Origin of the sequence: Streptacidiphilus sp. MAP12-16, assembly GCF_041262165.1 — a bacterium.
GTDB lineage: Bacteria > Actinomycetota > Actinomycetes > Streptomycetales > Streptomycetaceae > Streptacidiphilus.
The window spans coordinates 151,893-166,922 of the sequence record NZ_JBGCBY010000006.1; the positions used below are offsets into that span (position 1 = coordinate 151,893).

Below are 15,030 nucleotides of genomic sequence, written 5' to 3' on the forward strand. Positions count from 1 at the left end.
ATGGCGCACCCCCTCCAGATCCGAGCCGAGATCCTCGAGATCTCGCAGGTCGGGGCCTATCACCGGATGGTGCTGCGGGCCCCCGGCGTCGCGGCCCGGGTCCGCCCCGGCCACTTCGCGGCCCTGGCCGTCGGCGGGGCGGACTCCGCGATGCTGCTGCGCCGCGCCTTCTCGATCCACCGCGCCGACCCCGACGCCGAGACCATCTCGCTGATCATCGCCGAAGCCGGCCGGGGCACCCGTGAGCTGCTCCGCGCCCGCGCCGGCGACACCGTCGACCTCGTCGCGCCGCTCGGCACTGCCTTCCCGCACCCGGCCGGCGCGACGACGGCCCTGTTTGTGGCGGCCGGCTACGGCAGCGCCCCGTTGTTCGCCCTCGCCGAGCAGGTCATCGCGCAGGGCGGTTCGGCCGGCTTCATCCTCGGCGCCCCCACCGCCGACCGCCTCTACGGTGTCGAGGCCGCCCGGCAGCTCACCCCGGACGTCCTGGTCACCACCGACGACGGGTCCGGCGGGATAAAGGGCCAGGTCACCCTGCCGCTCGCCGAAGCGATCAAGGCCATCAGCGCCGAGGCCGTCTACTCCTGCGGCCCGATGGGGATGCTGCGGGCCGTCACCGAGATCGCCACGGCCGAGGGGGCGCGCAGCTTCTGCGCCGTGGAGCAGGCCATGGCCTGCGGCGTCGGCGTCTGCATGGCGTGCGTGCTGCCGGTCGTCGGCGAGGACGGCGTCAGCCGCCTGGTCCGGTCCTGCGTCGAGGGGCCCTGCTTCGACGGAACCCGGGTGCGCTGGACCGACGTCGGCACCATCCCGGCCGACCTCCACGGCGCGGCAGCGATGGGAGTGCGCTGACATGACCGACGACATGATCCCGGCCGCGAACCTGCTTCCCGACGACGTGGACCTCACCGCGCCCTTCGGTAACGGCACTCTGCCCAACCCGGTCACCACCGCCTCCGGCTGCGCCGGATACGGACGGGAGATCGCCAAGTTCCAGCCGCTCACCGAGTTGGGATCGATCACCACCAAGACGATCATGCCGTATCCGCGCGCGGGACAGCCCACCCCCCGGATGGCCGAGACCCCCAGCGGGATGCTCAACTCCATCGGCCTGCAGGGCTCCGGCATCGAGCACTTCGTCGAGCACGAGCTGCCCTGGCTCGCCGAACGCGGAGCACGGGTACTCGTCTCCATCGCGGGGGAGCGCGTCGAGGACTTCGCCGACACCGCGCGGCAGCTCAACGGACGGCCCGGCGTCATCGGCATCGAGGCCAACCTCTCCTGCCCCAACGCCGCCAACCGGGGCCTGGTCTTCGCCTGCAACCCCGCCACCTCCTACGACGTGATCGCGGCGATCAAGGAGGTCGCCGACCCGGCGCTGCCGCTCTACGCCAAGCTCTCACCCGACGTCACCTCCGTCACCGAGATCGCCGCCGCCTGCGTCAAGGGCGGCGCCGACGGCCTGTCGATGATCAACACGCTGCTCGGCATGGCCATCGACACCACCACGCTGCGTCCCGCCCTCGCCGGGGTCACCGGCGGCCTCTCCGGGCCCGCCATTCGCCCGGTGGCCGTGCGCTGCGTCTACCAGGTCCACGCGGCAATGCGCGCCGGGGCCGTGCCGGAGGTGCCGATCCTGGGCATGGGCGGCATCAGGACGGGCCTGGACGCCCTGGAGTTCGTCCTCGCCGGAGCCGCCTGCGTCGCGGTGGGCACCGCCGTCTTCAACGACCCCACAGCGCCGCTCCGGGTCCTCATCGAACTGCGCGAAGCCCTCGCCGCGCGCGGCTTCGCCAAACTCACCGACGCGGTCGGCTTCGCCCACCGCTGATTCGCCCACCACTGATTCGCCCACCTGAATCGCCACCACTGAATCGCCACCACCAAGGAGACCCCACAGATGACCGCGCCCTTCGGCACCCGGCTGCGCGAAGCCATGGACACCCGTGGCCCGCTCTGCGTCGGCATCGACCCCCACGGCTCGCTGCTGCAGGCTTGGGGTCTCGGCGACGACGTCGCGGGCCTGGAGCGGTTCACCCGGACGGTGGTCGAGGCGCTGGCCGACCGGGTGGCCGTGCTGAAGCCGCAGAGCGCCTTCTTCGAGCGCTTCGGCAGCAAGGGCGTCGCAGTTCTCGAACAGGCCGTCGCGGACGCCCGCTCGGCGGGCGCGCTGGTGCTCATGGACGCCAAGCGCGGCGACATCGGCAGCACCATGGCCGCCTACGCCGATGCCTTCCTCTCACCGACCAGCCCGCTGTTCTCGGATGCTGTCACTGTCTCCCCCTACCTCGGCTTCGGCTCGCTGCGCCCCGCCTTCGACGCGGCGCGCGCCAGCGGCTCGGGGGTCTTCGCGCTCGCGCTGACGTCGAACCCGGAGGGCCACGAGGTCCAGCACGCGATCGGCGAGGACGGCACGACCGTCGCCCAGTCCGTCCTGCGCCAGCTCGCCGCCGAGAACGCGGACGCGTACCCGCTGGGCAGCTTCGGCGCGGTGGTCGGCGCGACGCTGAAGAACATCGACGCGGACCTGGACATCAACGGCCCGCTGCTCGCCCCCGGCATCGGCGCCCAGGGCGCCACACCCGCGGACATCCCGATCCTCTTCGGCGCGGCCGCCGCAAACGTGGTACCCAGCGTGTCGCGCGACGTTCTCAAGCAGGGGCCGTCGGTCGACGCGCTGCGCGAGGCGTCCGCCCGCTTCGTGGACGAGGTGCGCGCGGCGATCGGATGAACGTGCGAGGCATCGCCCGTTGGTGTGATGGTTTGGTGAACGCCCTGTGAGGGCCTGAGCAGCGGATTCGGTCGGATCATGCTCACCGCTGAGGCGGGGGTGAGTCGAACGGCCTCAACCGCTGTGGTGTGCGTCTGCGATCCGCCTGCCGAAGGCGGGGGTTATGCCCGGAAAAGTCCTGGTCGGCAGAGTCTGACCAGGACTTTTCTGCTGTTTTTCATGACGCGGCCCGTCTGGAGGGGTAGTGTCCGGCGATAGGTCCACTGAGGAGCGTGTTCCTCGTTGCTCTCGCAGGTCAGAGCCGCTAGGTTCCTCGACGGTCCACAACAGCACGGTCCTATTCGTTCGAATCACTGAGGTGAACGGCGTGGCACTTCCGCCCCTTACCCCTGAGCAGCGCACCGCTGCGCTCGCCAAGGCAGCTGAGGCTCGCCGGGAGCGCGCCGAGATCAAGAACAGGCTGAAGCACTCCGGTGCGAGCCTGCACGAGGTCATCAAGGCTGGCCAGGAGAACGACGTCATCGGCAAGATGAAGGTCTCGGCCCTGCTCGAGTCGCTCCCGGGCGTCGGCAAGGTCCGTGCCAAGCAGATCATGGAGCGCCTCGGGATCAGCGAGTCCCGCCGCGTCCGTGGTCTCGGCACGAACCAGATCGCCTCCCTGGAACGTGAGTTCGGCAGCACCGGAGCCTGATCCGGTACCGGTCGTGTGCCGGTGGTTCGAGAACCCTCCCGGTTCCTGGATAATCGGTACATGAGTGAACGTCCGCGGCTGACCGTGCTCTCCGGCCCCTCCGGTGTCGGCAAGAGCACGGTCGTCGCTCATCTGCGCAAGCGACATCCCGAGGTCTGGCTCTCGGTCTCCGCCACCACCCGCAAGCCGCGGCCGGGTGAGCGGGACGGGGTCCACTACCACTTCGTCGACGAGGACCAGTTCGCCAAGATGGTCGCCAACGGCGAGCTGCTGGAGTGGGCCGTCTTCGCCGGGAACCACTACGGCACGCCGCGCAAGGCCGTCCTGGACAAGCTGGAGGCCGGGGTGCCGGTGCTGCTGGAGATCGACCTCCAGGGCGCTCGCCAGGTCCGCGAGTCGATGGCGGACGCCCTGCTGGTCTTTCTGGCCCCGCCCTCCTGGGACGAGCTGGTCCGCCGCCTGACGGGTCGTGGAACCGAACCACAGGAGGTCATCGACGAGCGGCTCCGCGCCGCGACGGTCGAACTGGCCGCCGAAAGTGAATTCGACGTGACTCTGGTCAACACCTCGGTCGAGGGTGTAGCGGCGGAACTGCTAGCCTTGCTCAACGTAGTCTGATCTTTTTCAGGCTGTTGTCCCAGTCACCATCCGGAAGGTTCACGTGTCCTCTTCGATGACAGCGCCCGAAGGCATCATCAACCCGCCGATCGATGAGCTGCTCGAGGCCACCGACTCCAAGTACAGCCTGGTGATCTACGCGGCGAAGCGCGCGCGCCAGATCAACGCCTACTACTCGCAGCTCGGCGAGGGCCTGCTGGAGTACGTCGGCCCGCTGGTCGACACCCACGTCCACGAGAAGCCGCTCTCGATCGCGCTGCGCGAGATCAACGCCGGTATGCTCACCGCCGAGGCGATCGACGCCCAGTAGCGCGTCCAGCAAGAGCAGCAAGAACAGGATTTCAACGACGCCGCGGTCCGTAGACACCTACGGGCCGCGGCGTTCGTACGAGCAGGGTACGAGGCACGGAGTGGGAGTCGGCATGAACGTCGTCCTGGGCGTCAGCGGTGGCATCGCCGCCTACAAGGCGTGCGAGCTGCTGCGGCGCTTCTCCGAGTCGGGCCATGACGTGCGGGTGGTGCCGACCGCCTCGGCGCTGCACTTCGTCGGCGAGGCCACCTGGTCGGCGCTCTCCGGCAATCCGGTCTCCACAGAGGTCTGGGAGAGCGTCCACGAGGTGCCGCACGTCCGTATCGGCCAGCACGCCGACCTGCTGGTGATCGCCCCGGCGACGGCGGACCTGCTGGCCAAGGCTGCGCACGGCCTCGCCGACGACCTGCTCACCAACACCCTCCTCACGGCCCGTTGTCCGGTGGTCTTCGCCCCGGCGATGCACACCGAGATGTGGGAGCACCCGGCGACCCGCGAGAACGTCGCCACGCTCCGCCGGAGGGGCGCGATCGTGATCGAGCCCGCCGTGGGCCGGCTGACCGGGGTGGACACCGGCAAGGGCCGCTTCCCCGACCCCGAGGCGATCTTCGAGCTGTGCCAGCGGGTGCTGACCCGGGGCGCGGACGCAGGGCACACCGATCTGGCGGGCCGTCATGTGGTGGTCTCCGCTGGGGGAACCAGGGAGCCGCTGGACCCGGTGCGCTTCCTGGGCAACCTCTCGTCCGGGCGCCAGGGCTACGCGCTGGCCTCGGTCGCCGCCGCGCGCGGGGCCCGGGTGACGCTGGTCGCCGCCCACACCGAGCTGCCCGACCCGGCCGGGGTCGACCTGGTCCGGGTGGGTACGGCGGCGGAGATGCGGGAGGCGGTGCTGGCCGCGGCGGCGGACGCGGACGCCGTGGTGATGGCTGCCGCGGTGGCGGACTTCCGGCCGGCCGAGTACGCAGCCGTGAAGATCAAGAAGGTCGAGGGCGCCGAGCCCGCGCCGGTGGCCTTGGTGCGGAACGCCGACATCCTCGCTGAGATCTCCAGGGGCCGGCCGGTGCCGGGCCAGGTGATCGTCGGCTTCGCCGCGGAAACCGACAACGCCCTGGTCAATGGGCGTGCCAAGCTCGCCCGAAAAGGCTGCGACCTGCTCGTGGTGAACGAGGTCGGCGGTGGCCGGGCCTTCGGCAGCGCCGACAACGAGGCCGTGATCCTGGCCGACGACGGCTCGGAGACGCCGGTGCCGTTCGGTCCCAAGGCGGCGCTGGCCGACCTGCTCTGGGACCGGGTCGCCGCGCGGCTGGCCTGACCCGGCCGCCCTGCGGCGGAGCAGGCCGCCGAAAGACGGTCACCGAGAAGGGTGCGGAACAGTTGCAGATCGGGGCGATCCGCGACACGGTGACCAGCGGGAGATCCACAAGGTGAGACCGGGTGATTCACCCGCGGCTTCCTTTGGTTACACTCCCCGCAGTAGTCCTCCATAAGTCTTTCCGGACCGTCGGCACCTTTCCTGGGTGCTGCACGGTTCAGTCAGCAGCCGCTGCAACCCAGGGAGCGCTGTGTCTCGCCGCCTCTTCACCTCGGAGTCCGTGACCGAGGGTCACCCCGACAAGATCGCTGACCAGATCAGCGACACCATCCTGGACGCACTCCTCAAGGACGACCCCACCTCTCGGGTCGCCGTGGAGACGTTGATCACGACCGGCCAGGTGCACGTCGCCGGTGAGGTCACCACCAAGGCGTACGCGCCGATCGCCGCTCTCGTCCGGGACAAGATCCTGGAGATCGGCTACGACTCGTCCAAGAAGGGCTTCGACGGCGCCTCCTGCGGCGTCTCGGTGTCCATCGGCGCACAGTCCCCCGACATCGCCCAGGGTGTCGACGCGGCGTACGAGAACCGCGTCGAGGGCGACGAGGACGAGCTCGACCGGCAGGGCGCCGGCGACCAGGGCCTGATGTTCGGCTACGCCTGTGACGACACGCCCGAGCTGATGCCGCTCCCGATCACGCTGGCGCACCGCCTCGCGAAGCGACTGTCCGACGTGCGCAAGAACGGGACCATCCCCTACCTGCGTCCCGACGGCAAGACCCAGGTCACCATCGAGTACGACGGCGACAAGCCCGTGCGCCTGGACACCGTCGTGGTCTCCTCGCAGCACGCGTCCGACATCGACCTGGACTCGCTGCTCGCTCCCGACATCCGCGAGTTCGTCGTCGAGCCGGAGCTCAAGGCGCTGGCCGACGAGGGCATCGACCTGGTCACCGACGGCTACCGGCTGCTGGTCAACCCGACCGGCCGCTTCGAGATCGGCGGCCCGATGGGCGACGCCGGCCTGACCGGCCGCAAGATCATCATCGACACCTACGGTGGCATGGCCCGTCACGGTGGCGGCGCCTTCTCGGGCAAGGACCCGTCCAAGGTCGACCGCTCCGCCGCGTACGCGATGCGCTGGGTCGCCAAGAACATCGTCGCCGCCGGGCTCGCCCGCCGCGCCGAGGTCCAGGTCGCCTACGCCATCGGCAAGGCCGAGCCGGTCGGCCTCTTCGTCGAGACCTTCGGCACCGAGACCGTGCCGGTCGACAAGATCCAGGACGCCGTCACCCAGGTCTTCGACCTGCGCCCGGCCGCGATCATCCGCGACCTGGACCTGCTGCGTCCCATCTACTCCCAGACCGCGGCGTACGGCCACTTCGGCCGCGAGCTGCCGGACTTCACCTGGGAGCGCACCGACCGCGCCGAGGCACTCAAGCGCGCCGTCGAGGCTTGATCCGCGTGGCCTGTCCTCAGGCCTGAGCAGCACCGCGCCGCAGGGCGTCATCGAGCGGGCCCGTCCGGAGTGATCCGGGCGGGCCCGCTGCTTGCCGTGTCCTGCTGTCAGCTGGTCGGACGGATCACGGCGGCGGTGCCGTACGCGCAGATCTCGGTACCGTTGCCGCCGGCCTCGGTGACGTCGAAGCGCATGGCGAGGACGGCGTTCGCACCCCGGGCGCGGGCCTGCTCGACGAGCCGGTCCATGGCCTGGTTGCGGCTCTCGACCAGGGTCTTGGTCAGCCCGCGCAGCTCGCCCCCGGCGAGTGACTTGAAGCTCGCACCGAGCTGGCTGCCGATGTTGCGGGAGCGCACGGTCAGCCCAAACACCTCTCCGATGACCTGCTCCACCTGGTGGCCCGGTACGTCGTTGGTGGTCACCACCATGACGTCGGGAGTGTGCTGGCCGCCGCCGTGCTCGTCAAGGTTCGTCATGGCTCGCATTCTGCCTGCCGGCGGCGGTCTCAGCAGCGGAGCTGTCGGTCCTTTCTGGTAGGACTGGGGCCATGAACGGCTCCGCCAGCACCCCAGACCCGGCTTCGGCACCGCCAGCCGCCGGCGGCGCGGGGGAGCAGTTGGAGTTGATCCGCGCGGAGCTGAAGAAGTCCAGGTCCAGGCCCGGGTCGTCGGCCGCGGTGCGGCTTCCGGTCGCCCGCATCGTCGTCGACAAGGGCCTGTCGCACCTCGACCAGTTCTTCGACTACTCCGTGCCGGTTCGTCTCGACGAGGTGGCCCAACCGGGTGTCCGGGTCCGGGTGCGCTTCGGCGGGCGGGTGGTGCAGGGCCAGGGGCGGCGCGAGGGCGGCACCCTGATCGACGGCTATGTCGTGGAGCGGCTGGCGGCCAGCGACTACGCCGGTCCGCTGGCCCCGCTGAGTCAGGTGCTGTCGCCGGAGCCGGTGCTGTCGCCGGAGCTGCTGCGGCTGTGCCGCGCCGTCGCCGACCGCTACGCGGGGACCCTCGCGGACGTCCTGCAGTTGGCGATCCCGCCGAAGCACAACCGGGCCGAGGCGGATCCCTCGCCGGAGCCACCGCCGTCGCCGCAGCCGCCGGAGGCGGGTTCCTGGCTGCGCTACGCGCAGGGGCCGGCGTTCCTCACCGCGCTGGCGGCGGGGGAGTCGCCGCGCGCGGTCTGGTCGGCGCTGCCCGGCGGCGAGTGGGCGTCTGAGCTCGCCCGGGCAGTGGCGGCGACCCTGGCCTCCGGTCGGGGGGCGCTGGTGCTGCTTCCGGACGGCCGGGCCGTCGCCGGGCTGGACGCGGCCCTGCTGGACCTGCTGGGTTCGGGGCACCATGTCGCTTTGACCGCTGATCTGGGTCCGGAGGAGCGCTACCGACGCTGGCTGGCAGCGAGCCGCGGCTCGGCCCGAGCGGTGGTGGGGACACGTGCGGCGATGTTCGCGCCGGTGGCGGAGCTGGGTCTGGTCGCGGTCTGGGACGACGGCGACAGCACCCACAGCGAGCCGCGCGCCCCCCAGCCGCACACGCGCGACGTGTTGCTGCTGCGTGCCGCCGAGGCAGGCGCGGCCGTGCTGATCGGCGGTTTCGCGGTGACGGTGGAGGCGGCGCAGCTGCTGCGCACGGGATGGGCGCGTCCGCTCGCGGGGGAGCGCGAGCAGGTGCGGACGGCCGCTCCGCTGATCCGTACGGTGGGTGACCACGACCAGGCAGCCGACGCCGCCGCGCACGCGGCCCGGCTGCCGACGCTGGCGTGGCGCACGGCGCGCGAGGCGCTGACGCGTGGTCCGGTGCTGGTGCAGGTGCCGCGGCGCGGCTACGTGCCCAGGCTGGCCTGTGCCCGCTGCCGGGAGCAGGCGCGCTGCGTGCACTGCGCCGGGCCGCTGGAGGCCAGGGACGCCGACGGGCTGCTGAACTGCACCTGGTGCGGGCGTCCCGAAGCCGACTGGCGCTGCCAGGAGTGCGGCGGGGTGCGGCTGCGCGCCCAGGTCGTGGGTGCCCGGCGCACGGCCGACGAGCTGGGGCGGGCCTTTCCCTCGGTGCCGGTGCGCACCTCGGGCCGGGACGGCGTGCTTGTGTCGGTGCCGGACGCTCCCGCGCTGGTCGTCTCCACGCCGGGGGCGGAGCCGGTGGCCGAGGGCGGTTATGCGGCGGCGCTGCTGTTGGACGGCTGGGCCTTGCTGGGCCGCCCCGACCTGCGGGCGGGGGAGGAGGCGCTGCGGCGCTGGCTCGGCGCTGCGGCGCTGGTCCGGTCACAGCGGCAGGGCGGCTCGGTGGTGGTGGTGGCCGAGGCGACGCTGCGTCCGGTGCAGGCGCTGGTGCGCTGGGATCCGGCGGGCTTCGCCGCAGCGGAGCTGGCCGAGCGCGCCGAGCTGGGCTTCCCGCCGGTCTCCCGGATGGCGTCGGTGACCGGCAGCCCGGCGGCGGTCGCCGACCTGCTCGGCCTGCTGCGGCTGCCCGAGGGCGCGGACGTGCTCGGCCCGGTGGCGGTCCTCGGCGGCGCCCGCGGAGGCGACGGACCTGGGCGCGAACGTCAGGACCGGGTGCTGCTGCGGGTCGCGCCCGGGCGCGGAGCGGCGCTCGCCACCGCCCTGAAGGCGGCTCAGGTGGCGCGGTTGGCCAGGAAGCAGACCGAGCCGGTGCGGGTCAGGATCGACCCGCCGGACATCGGCTGAGGCTCGGGCTGCCGGGCTGCCGGGCTGCCGGGCTGCCGGGCTGCCGGGCTGTCGGACCGCGCGGGATGAGCGTGGCCGCTCACGGCCTGCGGAGCGATGGGGCTCGGGCGCCCACCGTCCGGCACTTCCGCTTGCCGCGTTGCCGACCCTGACATGAGCGGCTGGCGCCGCGGGCCCACGTAGCTGCGCTACGAGGACGTCCCGGCGCCCTGCCATCGAAGGCCACGCGGCGGAGCCGCACCGTGTCACGGCGACGGCGTGCGCTGACCCGAGCCCTGTCGCGCCCCAGGTCGTCAGCTGTTCGGCGTCAGCTGTTCGTCGTCAGCTGTTCGGGGTCAGCACGGGAGCGTCCTCGGTCTGCAGCGCGGGGTCGCGCCGGGCCGAGGGGATGGCGGCCCGGGACAGGCCGCCGGGGATCGGCACGCCGGCCGCCGGCGCGCTCGGCTGCGCCGCCAGGACCTCCGCCAGGGCCTCCACCGCTGTCCGCTGCCCGCTCGACTGCTCGGGCAGTCCTGGGCCGACGCCGTCGGCGGAGCGGCGGGCGCCGTATCTGCGGTGTACGGCCTGCTTGGTGACGCCCAGTGCGGAGCCCACGGCGTCCCAGGAGAAGCCCAGCGAGCGGTCGAACTCGACCGCAGCGGCGACCAGGCCCTCCACGCTGTCCCGCAGTTCCTGAGCGAGGCGCACGGTGGGGGCGGGGGCGCGGCCGTAGACGACGAACCCGGCCGCCGTGGTCGGGCGACGCGGACGGTAGACGTTGCCGAGCTGTGCGGTGAGGGTGCGCAGCGCGTCCACCTGGCGGCGCACCCGCTCGATGTCCCGTACCAGCAGGTGCAGGCTGGCCCTGGCGCGGGCGTCGTGGGTGGCGTGTTCGGCCATGATGTAGGAGACCCTCTCGGAACCGGCGGTCAATCTTCCTTGACTTCCCTGACCAACGGCTGATGTGCCCACGGGGTCACGGAGGGGGCGTGCGGAGTCATTCGTACGGCTCGCGGGCGCGGACATGCGGTGCCGGTGCCCTCAGTACACTGGTGCGTCTGTGCACGAGGTACATCTGCACGCCCCCAGCCTGACCGACGGGAGCCTGTTCCGTGGCGATTCAGCCCATCCGCATCTTCGGCGATCCGGTGCTCCGGCTGGCAGCGCAGCCGGTGACCACGTTCGACAAGGAGTTGCGCATCCTCGTCAGGGACCTCACCGAGACGATGATGGACGCCCCCGGTTCCGGCCTGGCGGCCCCTCAGCTCGGCGTCTCGCTGCGCGTGTTCACCTACCACGTCGACGGTGTGACCGGGCATCTGATCAACCCTCAGCTGGATCTCAGCGAGGACGAGCAGGACGGCCCGGAGGGCTGCCTGTCCCTGCCGGGGCTCACCTTCGACTGCGTCCGCGCCTACGGCGTCGTCGCCAAGGGTTTCAACGAGTACGGCGACCCGGTCACGGTGGAGGGAACCCAGTTGCTCGCCCGCTGCGTCCAGCACGAGACCGACCATCTGGACGGCATCATCTTCATCGACCGGCTCGACCGCGAGCAGCGCAAGGCCGCGCTTCGGGCGATCCGTGAGGCGGAGTGGGCGGGGGACTCGACGCCGCAGGTCAAGGTCTCCCCGCACAGCACCTTCGGCCGCGCGCTCTAGCCCGCGCAGCATCCGGCAGCCCCCACTGGACGCGGCCCCCGCCGGACCCCGGCCGCACCCGCCCGCAAGACTTCGTCCGTCGCCCGCCGCTCCGAGAGGCACCACCCCCGTATGAAGCTCGTCTTCGCCGGAACCCCCGAGGTCGCCCTGCCCGCCCTGGAGGCGCTGATCGCGTCCAGGCACGAGGTCGCCGCCGTCGTCACCCGCCCCGACGCCCCGGCCGGTCGCGGCCGGAAACTGGTCGCCAGCCCCGTGGCTCAACTGGCCGAGCAAGCCGGAATCGAGGTGCTCAGGCCCCGCCGTCCGCGCGAGCCCGAGTTCCTGGAGCGGCTCGCCGAGATCGCACCGGACTGCTGCCCGGTCGTGGCGTACGGCGCGCTGCTCCCCAAGGCGGCCCTGGACATCCCCCGCCACGGCTGGGTGAACCTGCACTTCTCGCTGCTGCCCGCCTGGCGCGGCGCGGCTCCGGTGCAGCACGCGGTGATGGCCGGGGACGAGGTCACCGGCGCATCGACGTTCCTGATCGAGGAGGGTCTCGACTCGGGGCCGGTCTACGGAACCGTCACCGAGCCGGTGCGCTTCGACGACACCAGCGGCGACCTGCTTGAGCGCCTGTCGCGGTCGGGCGCGCGGCTGCTCGTGGCGACGATGGACGGCATCGAGACCGGCGACCTGGAGCCGCGCACCCAGCCGGGCGACGGCATCAGCGTCGCCCCGAAGATCAGCGTCGAGGACGCCCGCGTCGACTGGAACGCGCCCGCACTGCGGGTGGACCGGGTTGTGCGTGGCTGCTCCCCTGCCCCGGGCGCGTGGACGCTGTTCCGGGGCGAGCGGCTCAAGCTGGGCCCGGTCCGGCTCGCGGCCGGTCGCTCGGAGCTGGGTCCGGGGGAGATCGCGGTGGCGAAGAACACCGTGCGGGTCGGTACGGGCAGCCACGAGATCGAGCTGGGCGAGGTGCAGCCGCAGGGCAAGAAGCGCATGGCGGCAGGCGACTGGGCACGCGGCTCGCGCCTGGAGCCGGGCGAGAGGCTCGGCGGGTAGGCCCGCGAGCGCGGCCCGTCGAGCATCCGGTTTGTCCCGTTCGGCCGGACGGGGGAGGATCGGGTCCAGCTGAGCGGGGCAGGCTCCCGCTCCAGATAACCAACGTCAGCACCTTTCCGTGAGGCCCCCATGAGCACTCAGCGCACCCCCGGCGCTTCCCGCACGCCGAACCCGTCCGGCGCATCCGGCACGCCCGCTTCCGGCTCGCCCAAGGGCAGGCCGGCGCAGGGCGGCAAGGCACCGCGCCCGCACCGCAGGCCGAAGAAGGACCCGGCCCGCATGGTCGCCTTCGAGGCGCTCCGTGCCGTGGACGAGCGCGACGCCTACGCCAACCTGATCCTGCCCTCGCTGCTCCGCAAGGCCGAGCAGCGCGAGGGATTCGAGCGCCGCGACGCAGCCTTCGCCACCGAGCTGGTCTACGGCACGCTGCGGATGCGCGGCAGCTACGACGCGATCATCGGCGCCTGCATCGACCGCCCGCTGAGCAAGGTCGACCCGCCGGTGCTCGACATCCTCTCGCTCGGCGCGCACCAGCTCCTGGGCACCCGCATTCCCGCGCATGCGGCCGTCTCCGCCACCGTGGAGCTGGCCCGTGTGGTGCTGGGCGACGGCCGCGCCAAGTTCGTCAACGCCGTCATGCGCAGGATCAGCACCCAGGACCTCGACACCTGGCTGCAGCAGGTCGCCCCGCCCTACGAGGCCGACCCCGAGGACCACCTGGCGGTCCTGCACTCGCACCCGCGCTGGGTGGTCGCCGCGCTCTGGGACTCCCTCGGCGTCTGGCAGCCGGAGCACTGCGGCCGGGCCGCCGTCTCCGAGCTCCTCGCCGCAGACAACGAGCGGCCCGCCGTCACCCTGGTCGCCCGCCCCGGCCGCTCCACCGCCCAGGAGCTGCGCGACTCGCTGCCCGAGGAGTCCACGGCTCCCGGACGCTGGTCGCCGTACGCCGTGCAACTGGCCGAGGGCGGCGACCCGGCCGGCGTCGACGCCGTCAGGGAGAACCGCGCCGGGGTCCAGGACGAGGGCAGCCAGCTCGTCGCGTCCGCCCTGGCCGCCGCACCGCTGGCCGGGCGCGACGGCCTGTGGCTGGACGGCTGCGCGGGCCCCGGCGGCAAAGCCGCGCTGCTGGCGGGCCTGGCCTCGCAGCGCGGCGCGACCCTGGTCGCCTCCGAGTCGCAGCCGCACCGCGCCGCACTCGTCGCCCGCGCCCTGGACGGCAACCCCGGCCCCTACACCGTGATCACCGCTGACGGGCTGCGCCCCGCCTGGCGGCCCGCCAGCTTCGACCGGGTCCTGGTCGACGTTCCCTGCAGCGGCCTCGGCGCGCTGCGCCGCCGCCCCGAGGCCCGCTGGCGCCGCCGCCCCGAGGACGTGGCGAACTTCGGCCCGCTCCAGCGCGGCCTGCTGAACTCGGCAGCCGACGCGGCTCGCCCCGGCGGCGTCGTCGGCTACGCGACCTGTTCCCCGCACCTCGCGGAGACCCGCGCCGTCGTCCAGGACGTGCTGCGCGGGCGCGACGACCTGGAGTGGATCGACGCCAGGCCGCTGCTGCCCGGCGTCCCCGGCCTGGGCGAGGGCCCCGACGTCCAGCTGTGGCCGCACCTGCACGGCACCGACGCGATGTACCTCGCGCTGCTGCGCCGAAAGGGCTGCGCCGAAAGGGCTGAGCCGACAGGGCTGAGCCGACAGGGCTGAGCCAGAAGGGCTGAGCCGAAAGGGCCATGCCGGGCACGGGATACTGTCCCCATGAGTCCTCAGATCAGTCCCAGCATCCTCTCCGCAGACTTCGCCCGCCTCGCCGAGGAGGCCGAGGCCGTACGCGGCGCCGACTGGCTCCATGTGGACGTGATGGACAACCACTTCGTGCCCAACCTCACCCTGGGCCTGCCCGTGGTGGAGTCGCTGCGCAAGGCCACGGACATCCCGCTGGACTGCCACCTGATGATCGACGACCCGGACCGCTGGGCGCCGCAGTTCGCCGAGGCCGGGGCCGGTTCGGTGACCTTCCACGTGGAGGCCGCCGCAGCGCCGATCCGGCTCGCCCGCGAGCTGCGCTCGCTCGGCGCTCGGGCGTCGATGGCGCTGAAGCCGGCGACGCCGATCGAGCCGTACGAGGACCTGCTGCCCGAGCTGGACATGCTGCTGATCATGACCGTGGAACCGGGCTTCGGCGGCCAGCCGTTCCTGGACATCATGCTGCCCAAGATCCGCCGCACCCGGCAGCTCATCGAACGGCACGGCCTCCAGCTGTGGCTGCAGATCGACGGCGGGGTCTCCGCCGAGACCATCGAGCGCTGCGCCGACGCCGGCGCGGACGTCTTCGTCGCGGGCTCGGCGGTGTACGGGGCGGACGACCCGGCCGAGGCGGTGCGCGGCCTGCGCGCGCTCGCCGAAGCGGCCACCGCGAACGCCTCCTGGGCCTGCCGGCACTGACATTCTCCGCAACGGGGCTTGTGGGAAACCACAAGCCCCGTTCGGCTCAGTGGCAGCGCGCTTGTGCGGACCCGCAACATATGCCGCTGAACTGGAATAACGCGCCCCTGTACGTGAGAATCGAACG

General features: G+C 72.3%; 15 protein-coding genes. 13 read left to right on the forward strand and 2 right to left on the reverse strand.

Going from position 1 to position 15,030, the window contains the following annotated elements; translation table 11 throughout:
* The 8 genes from ABIA33_RS09775 (at nt 1) to metK (ending at nt 7,121) form a co-directional block, all read left to right on the forward strand.
* Nucleotides 1–852 (forward strand): dihydroorotate dehydrogenase electron transfer subunit, encoded by an 852-nt coding sequence (locus tag ABIA33_RS09775; protein WP_370079330.1) that lies wholly within the window; start codon nt 1–3, stop codon nt 850–852.
* Nucleotide 853: 1 nt separating this feature from the next.
* A complete protein-coding gene (locus ABIA33_RS09780) occupies nt 854–1,831 on the forward strand; it encodes a dihydroorotate dehydrogenase (RefSeq protein WP_370079332.1) in 978 nt (325 codons plus the stop codon).
* A gap of 69 nt (nt 1,832–1,900) precedes the next feature.
* The gene (gene pyrF, locus ABIA33_RS09785; protein WP_370079334.1) at nt 1,901–2,731 is read left to right on the forward strand and encodes an orotidine-5'-phosphate decarboxylase; all 831 of its coding nucleotides are present in this window, start codon (nt 1,901–1,903) and stop codon (nt 2,729–2,731) included.
* 367 nt (nt 2,732–3,098) lie between these two features.
* Nucleotides 3,099–3,422 carry an integration host factor, actinobacterial type gene (gene mihF / locus ABIA33_RS09790; protein ID WP_370079336.1) on the forward strand — a complete coding sequence of 108 codons (324 nt, stop codon included), beginning with the start codon at nt 3,099–3,101 and terminating at the stop codon, nt 3,420–3,422.
* Between the two features lie 60 nt (nt 3,423–3,482).
* Entirely contained in the window at nt 3,483–4,040 is a 558-nt protein-coding gene (gene gmk, locus ABIA33_RS09795; protein ID WP_370079338.1) for a guanylate kinase, read from the forward strand.
* 43 nt (nt 4,041–4,083) lie between these two features.
* A complete protein-coding gene (gene rpoZ / locus ABIA33_RS09800) occupies nt 4,084–4,350 on the forward strand; it encodes a DNA-directed RNA polymerase subunit omega (protein WP_030248832.1) in 267 nt (88 codons plus the stop codon).
* A 112-nt stretch (nt 4,351–4,462) separates the two neighbouring features.
* The gene (gene coaBC, locus ABIA33_RS09805) at nt 4,463–5,662 is read left to right on the forward strand and encodes a bifunctional phosphopantothenoylcysteine decarboxylase/phosphopantothenate--cysteine ligase CoaBC (protein WP_370079340.1); all 1,200 of its coding nucleotides are present in this window, start codon (nt 4,463–4,465) and stop codon (nt 5,660–5,662) included.
* Nucleotides 5,663–5,912: 250 nt separating this feature from the next.
* The gene (metK, locus tag ABIA33_RS09810; protein ID WP_370079342.1) at nt 5,913–7,121 is read left to right on the forward strand and encodes a methionine adenosyltransferase; all 1,209 of its coding nucleotides are present in this window, start codon (nt 5,913–5,915) and stop codon (nt 7,119–7,121) included.
* 107 nt (nt 7,122–7,228) lie between these two features.
* On the opposite strand, the gene ABIA33_RS09815 is transcribed toward metK, so the two are convergent.
* Nucleotides 7,229–7,597: a YbjQ family protein gene (locus ABIA33_RS09815; protein ID WP_370079344.1), complete on the reverse strand. Its 369-nt coding sequence runs from the start codon at nt 7,595–7,597 to the stop codon at nt 7,229–7,231.
* Between the two features lie 71 nt (nt 7,598–7,668).
* On the opposite strand from ABIA33_RS09815, the gene ABIA33_RS09820 reads away from it, so the two are divergent.
* Nucleotides 7,669–9,792, forward strand: coding sequence for a primosomal protein N' (locus ABIA33_RS09820; protein WP_370079346.1), 2,124 nt, complete (start codon nt 7,669–7,671; stop codon nt 9,790–9,792).
* A gap of 321 nt (nt 9,793–10,113) precedes the next feature.
* Here the strand turns inward: ABIA33_RS09820 and ABIA33_RS09825 are convergent, their stop codons facing one another.
* A complete protein-coding gene (locus ABIA33_RS09825; RefSeq protein WP_370079792.1) occupies nt 10,114–10,671 on the reverse strand; it encodes a hypothetical protein in 558 nt (185 codons plus the stop codon).
* 212 nt (nt 10,672–10,883) lie between these two features.
* Here ABIA33_RS09825 and def point away from each other — a divergent pair, with 212 nt between their 5' ends.
* From def to rpe, 4 genes are all read left to right on the forward strand, one after another.
* Entirely contained in the window at nt 10,884–11,429 is a 546-nt protein-coding gene (gene def, locus ABIA33_RS09830; RefSeq protein ID WP_370079348.1) for a peptide deformylase, read from the forward strand.
* 111 nt (nt 11,430–11,540) lie between these two features.
* Nucleotides 11,541–12,470, forward strand: coding sequence for a methionyl-tRNA formyltransferase (fmt, locus tag ABIA33_RS09835; protein ID WP_370079350.1), 930 nt, complete (start codon nt 11,541–11,543; stop codon nt 12,468–12,470).
* Nucleotides 12,471–12,599: 129 nt separating this feature from the next.
* Nucleotides 12,600–14,165 (forward strand): RsmB/NOP family class I SAM-dependent RNA methyltransferase, encoded by a 1,566-nt coding sequence (locus ABIA33_RS09840; protein ID WP_370079352.1) that lies wholly within the window; start codon nt 12,600–12,602, stop codon nt 14,163–14,165.
* A 51-nt stretch (nt 14,166–14,216) separates the two neighbouring features.
* Entirely contained in the window at nt 14,217–14,903 is a 687-nt protein-coding gene (rpe, locus tag ABIA33_RS09845) for a ribulose-phosphate 3-epimerase (protein ID WP_370079354.1), read from the forward strand.
* The last annotated feature ends 127 nt before the right edge of the window (nt 14,904–15,030 follow it).

What these genes read in the sequence shown, in the direction of transcription:
- gmk (WP_370079338.1), top strand. Translation starts at nt 3,483, where the DNA reads ATGAGTGAACGTCCGCGGCTGACCGTGCTCTCCGGCCCCTCCGGTGTC.
- coaBC (WP_370079340.1), top strand. Translation starts at nt 4,463, where the DNA reads ATGAACGTCGTCCTGGGCGTCAGCGGTGGCATCGCCGCCTACAAGGCG.
- ABIA33_RS09775 (WP_370079330.1), top strand. Translation starts at nt 1, where the DNA reads ATGGCGCACCCCCTCCAGATCCGAGCCGAGATCCTCGAGATCTCGCAG.
- ABIA33_RS09840 (WP_370079352.1), top strand. Translation starts at nt 12,600, where the DNA reads ATGAGCACTCAGCGCACCCCCGGCGCTTCCCGCACGCCGAACCCGTCC.
- fmt (WP_370079350.1), top strand. Translation starts at nt 11,541, where the DNA reads ATGAAGCTCGTCTTCGCCGGAACCCCCGAGGTCGCCCTGCCCGCCCTG.
- ABIA33_RS09815 (WP_370079344.1), bottom strand. Translation starts at nt 7,597, where the DNA reads ATGACGAACCTTGACGAGCACGGCGGCGGCCAGCACACTCCCGACGTC.
- rpe (WP_370079354.1), top strand. Translation starts at nt 14,217, where the DNA reads ATGAGTCCTCAGATCAGTCCCAGCATCCTCTCCGCAGACTTCGCCCGC.
- ABIA33_RS09820 (WP_370079346.1), top strand. Translation starts at nt 7,669, where the DNA reads ATGAACGGCTCCGCCAGCACCCCAGACCCGGCTTCGGCACCGCCAGCC.
- ABIA33_RS09825 (WP_370079792.1), bottom strand. Translation starts at nt 10,671, where the DNA reads ATGGCCGAACACGCCACCCACGACGCCCGCGCCAGGGCCAGCCTGCAC.
- ABIA33_RS09780 (WP_370079332.1), top strand. Translation starts at nt 854, where the DNA reads ATGACCGACGACATGATCCCGGCCGCGAACCTGCTTCCCGACGACGTG.
- pyrF (WP_370079334.1), top strand. Translation starts at nt 1,901, where the DNA reads ATGACCGCGCCCTTCGGCACCCGGCTGCGCGAAGCCATGGACACCCGT.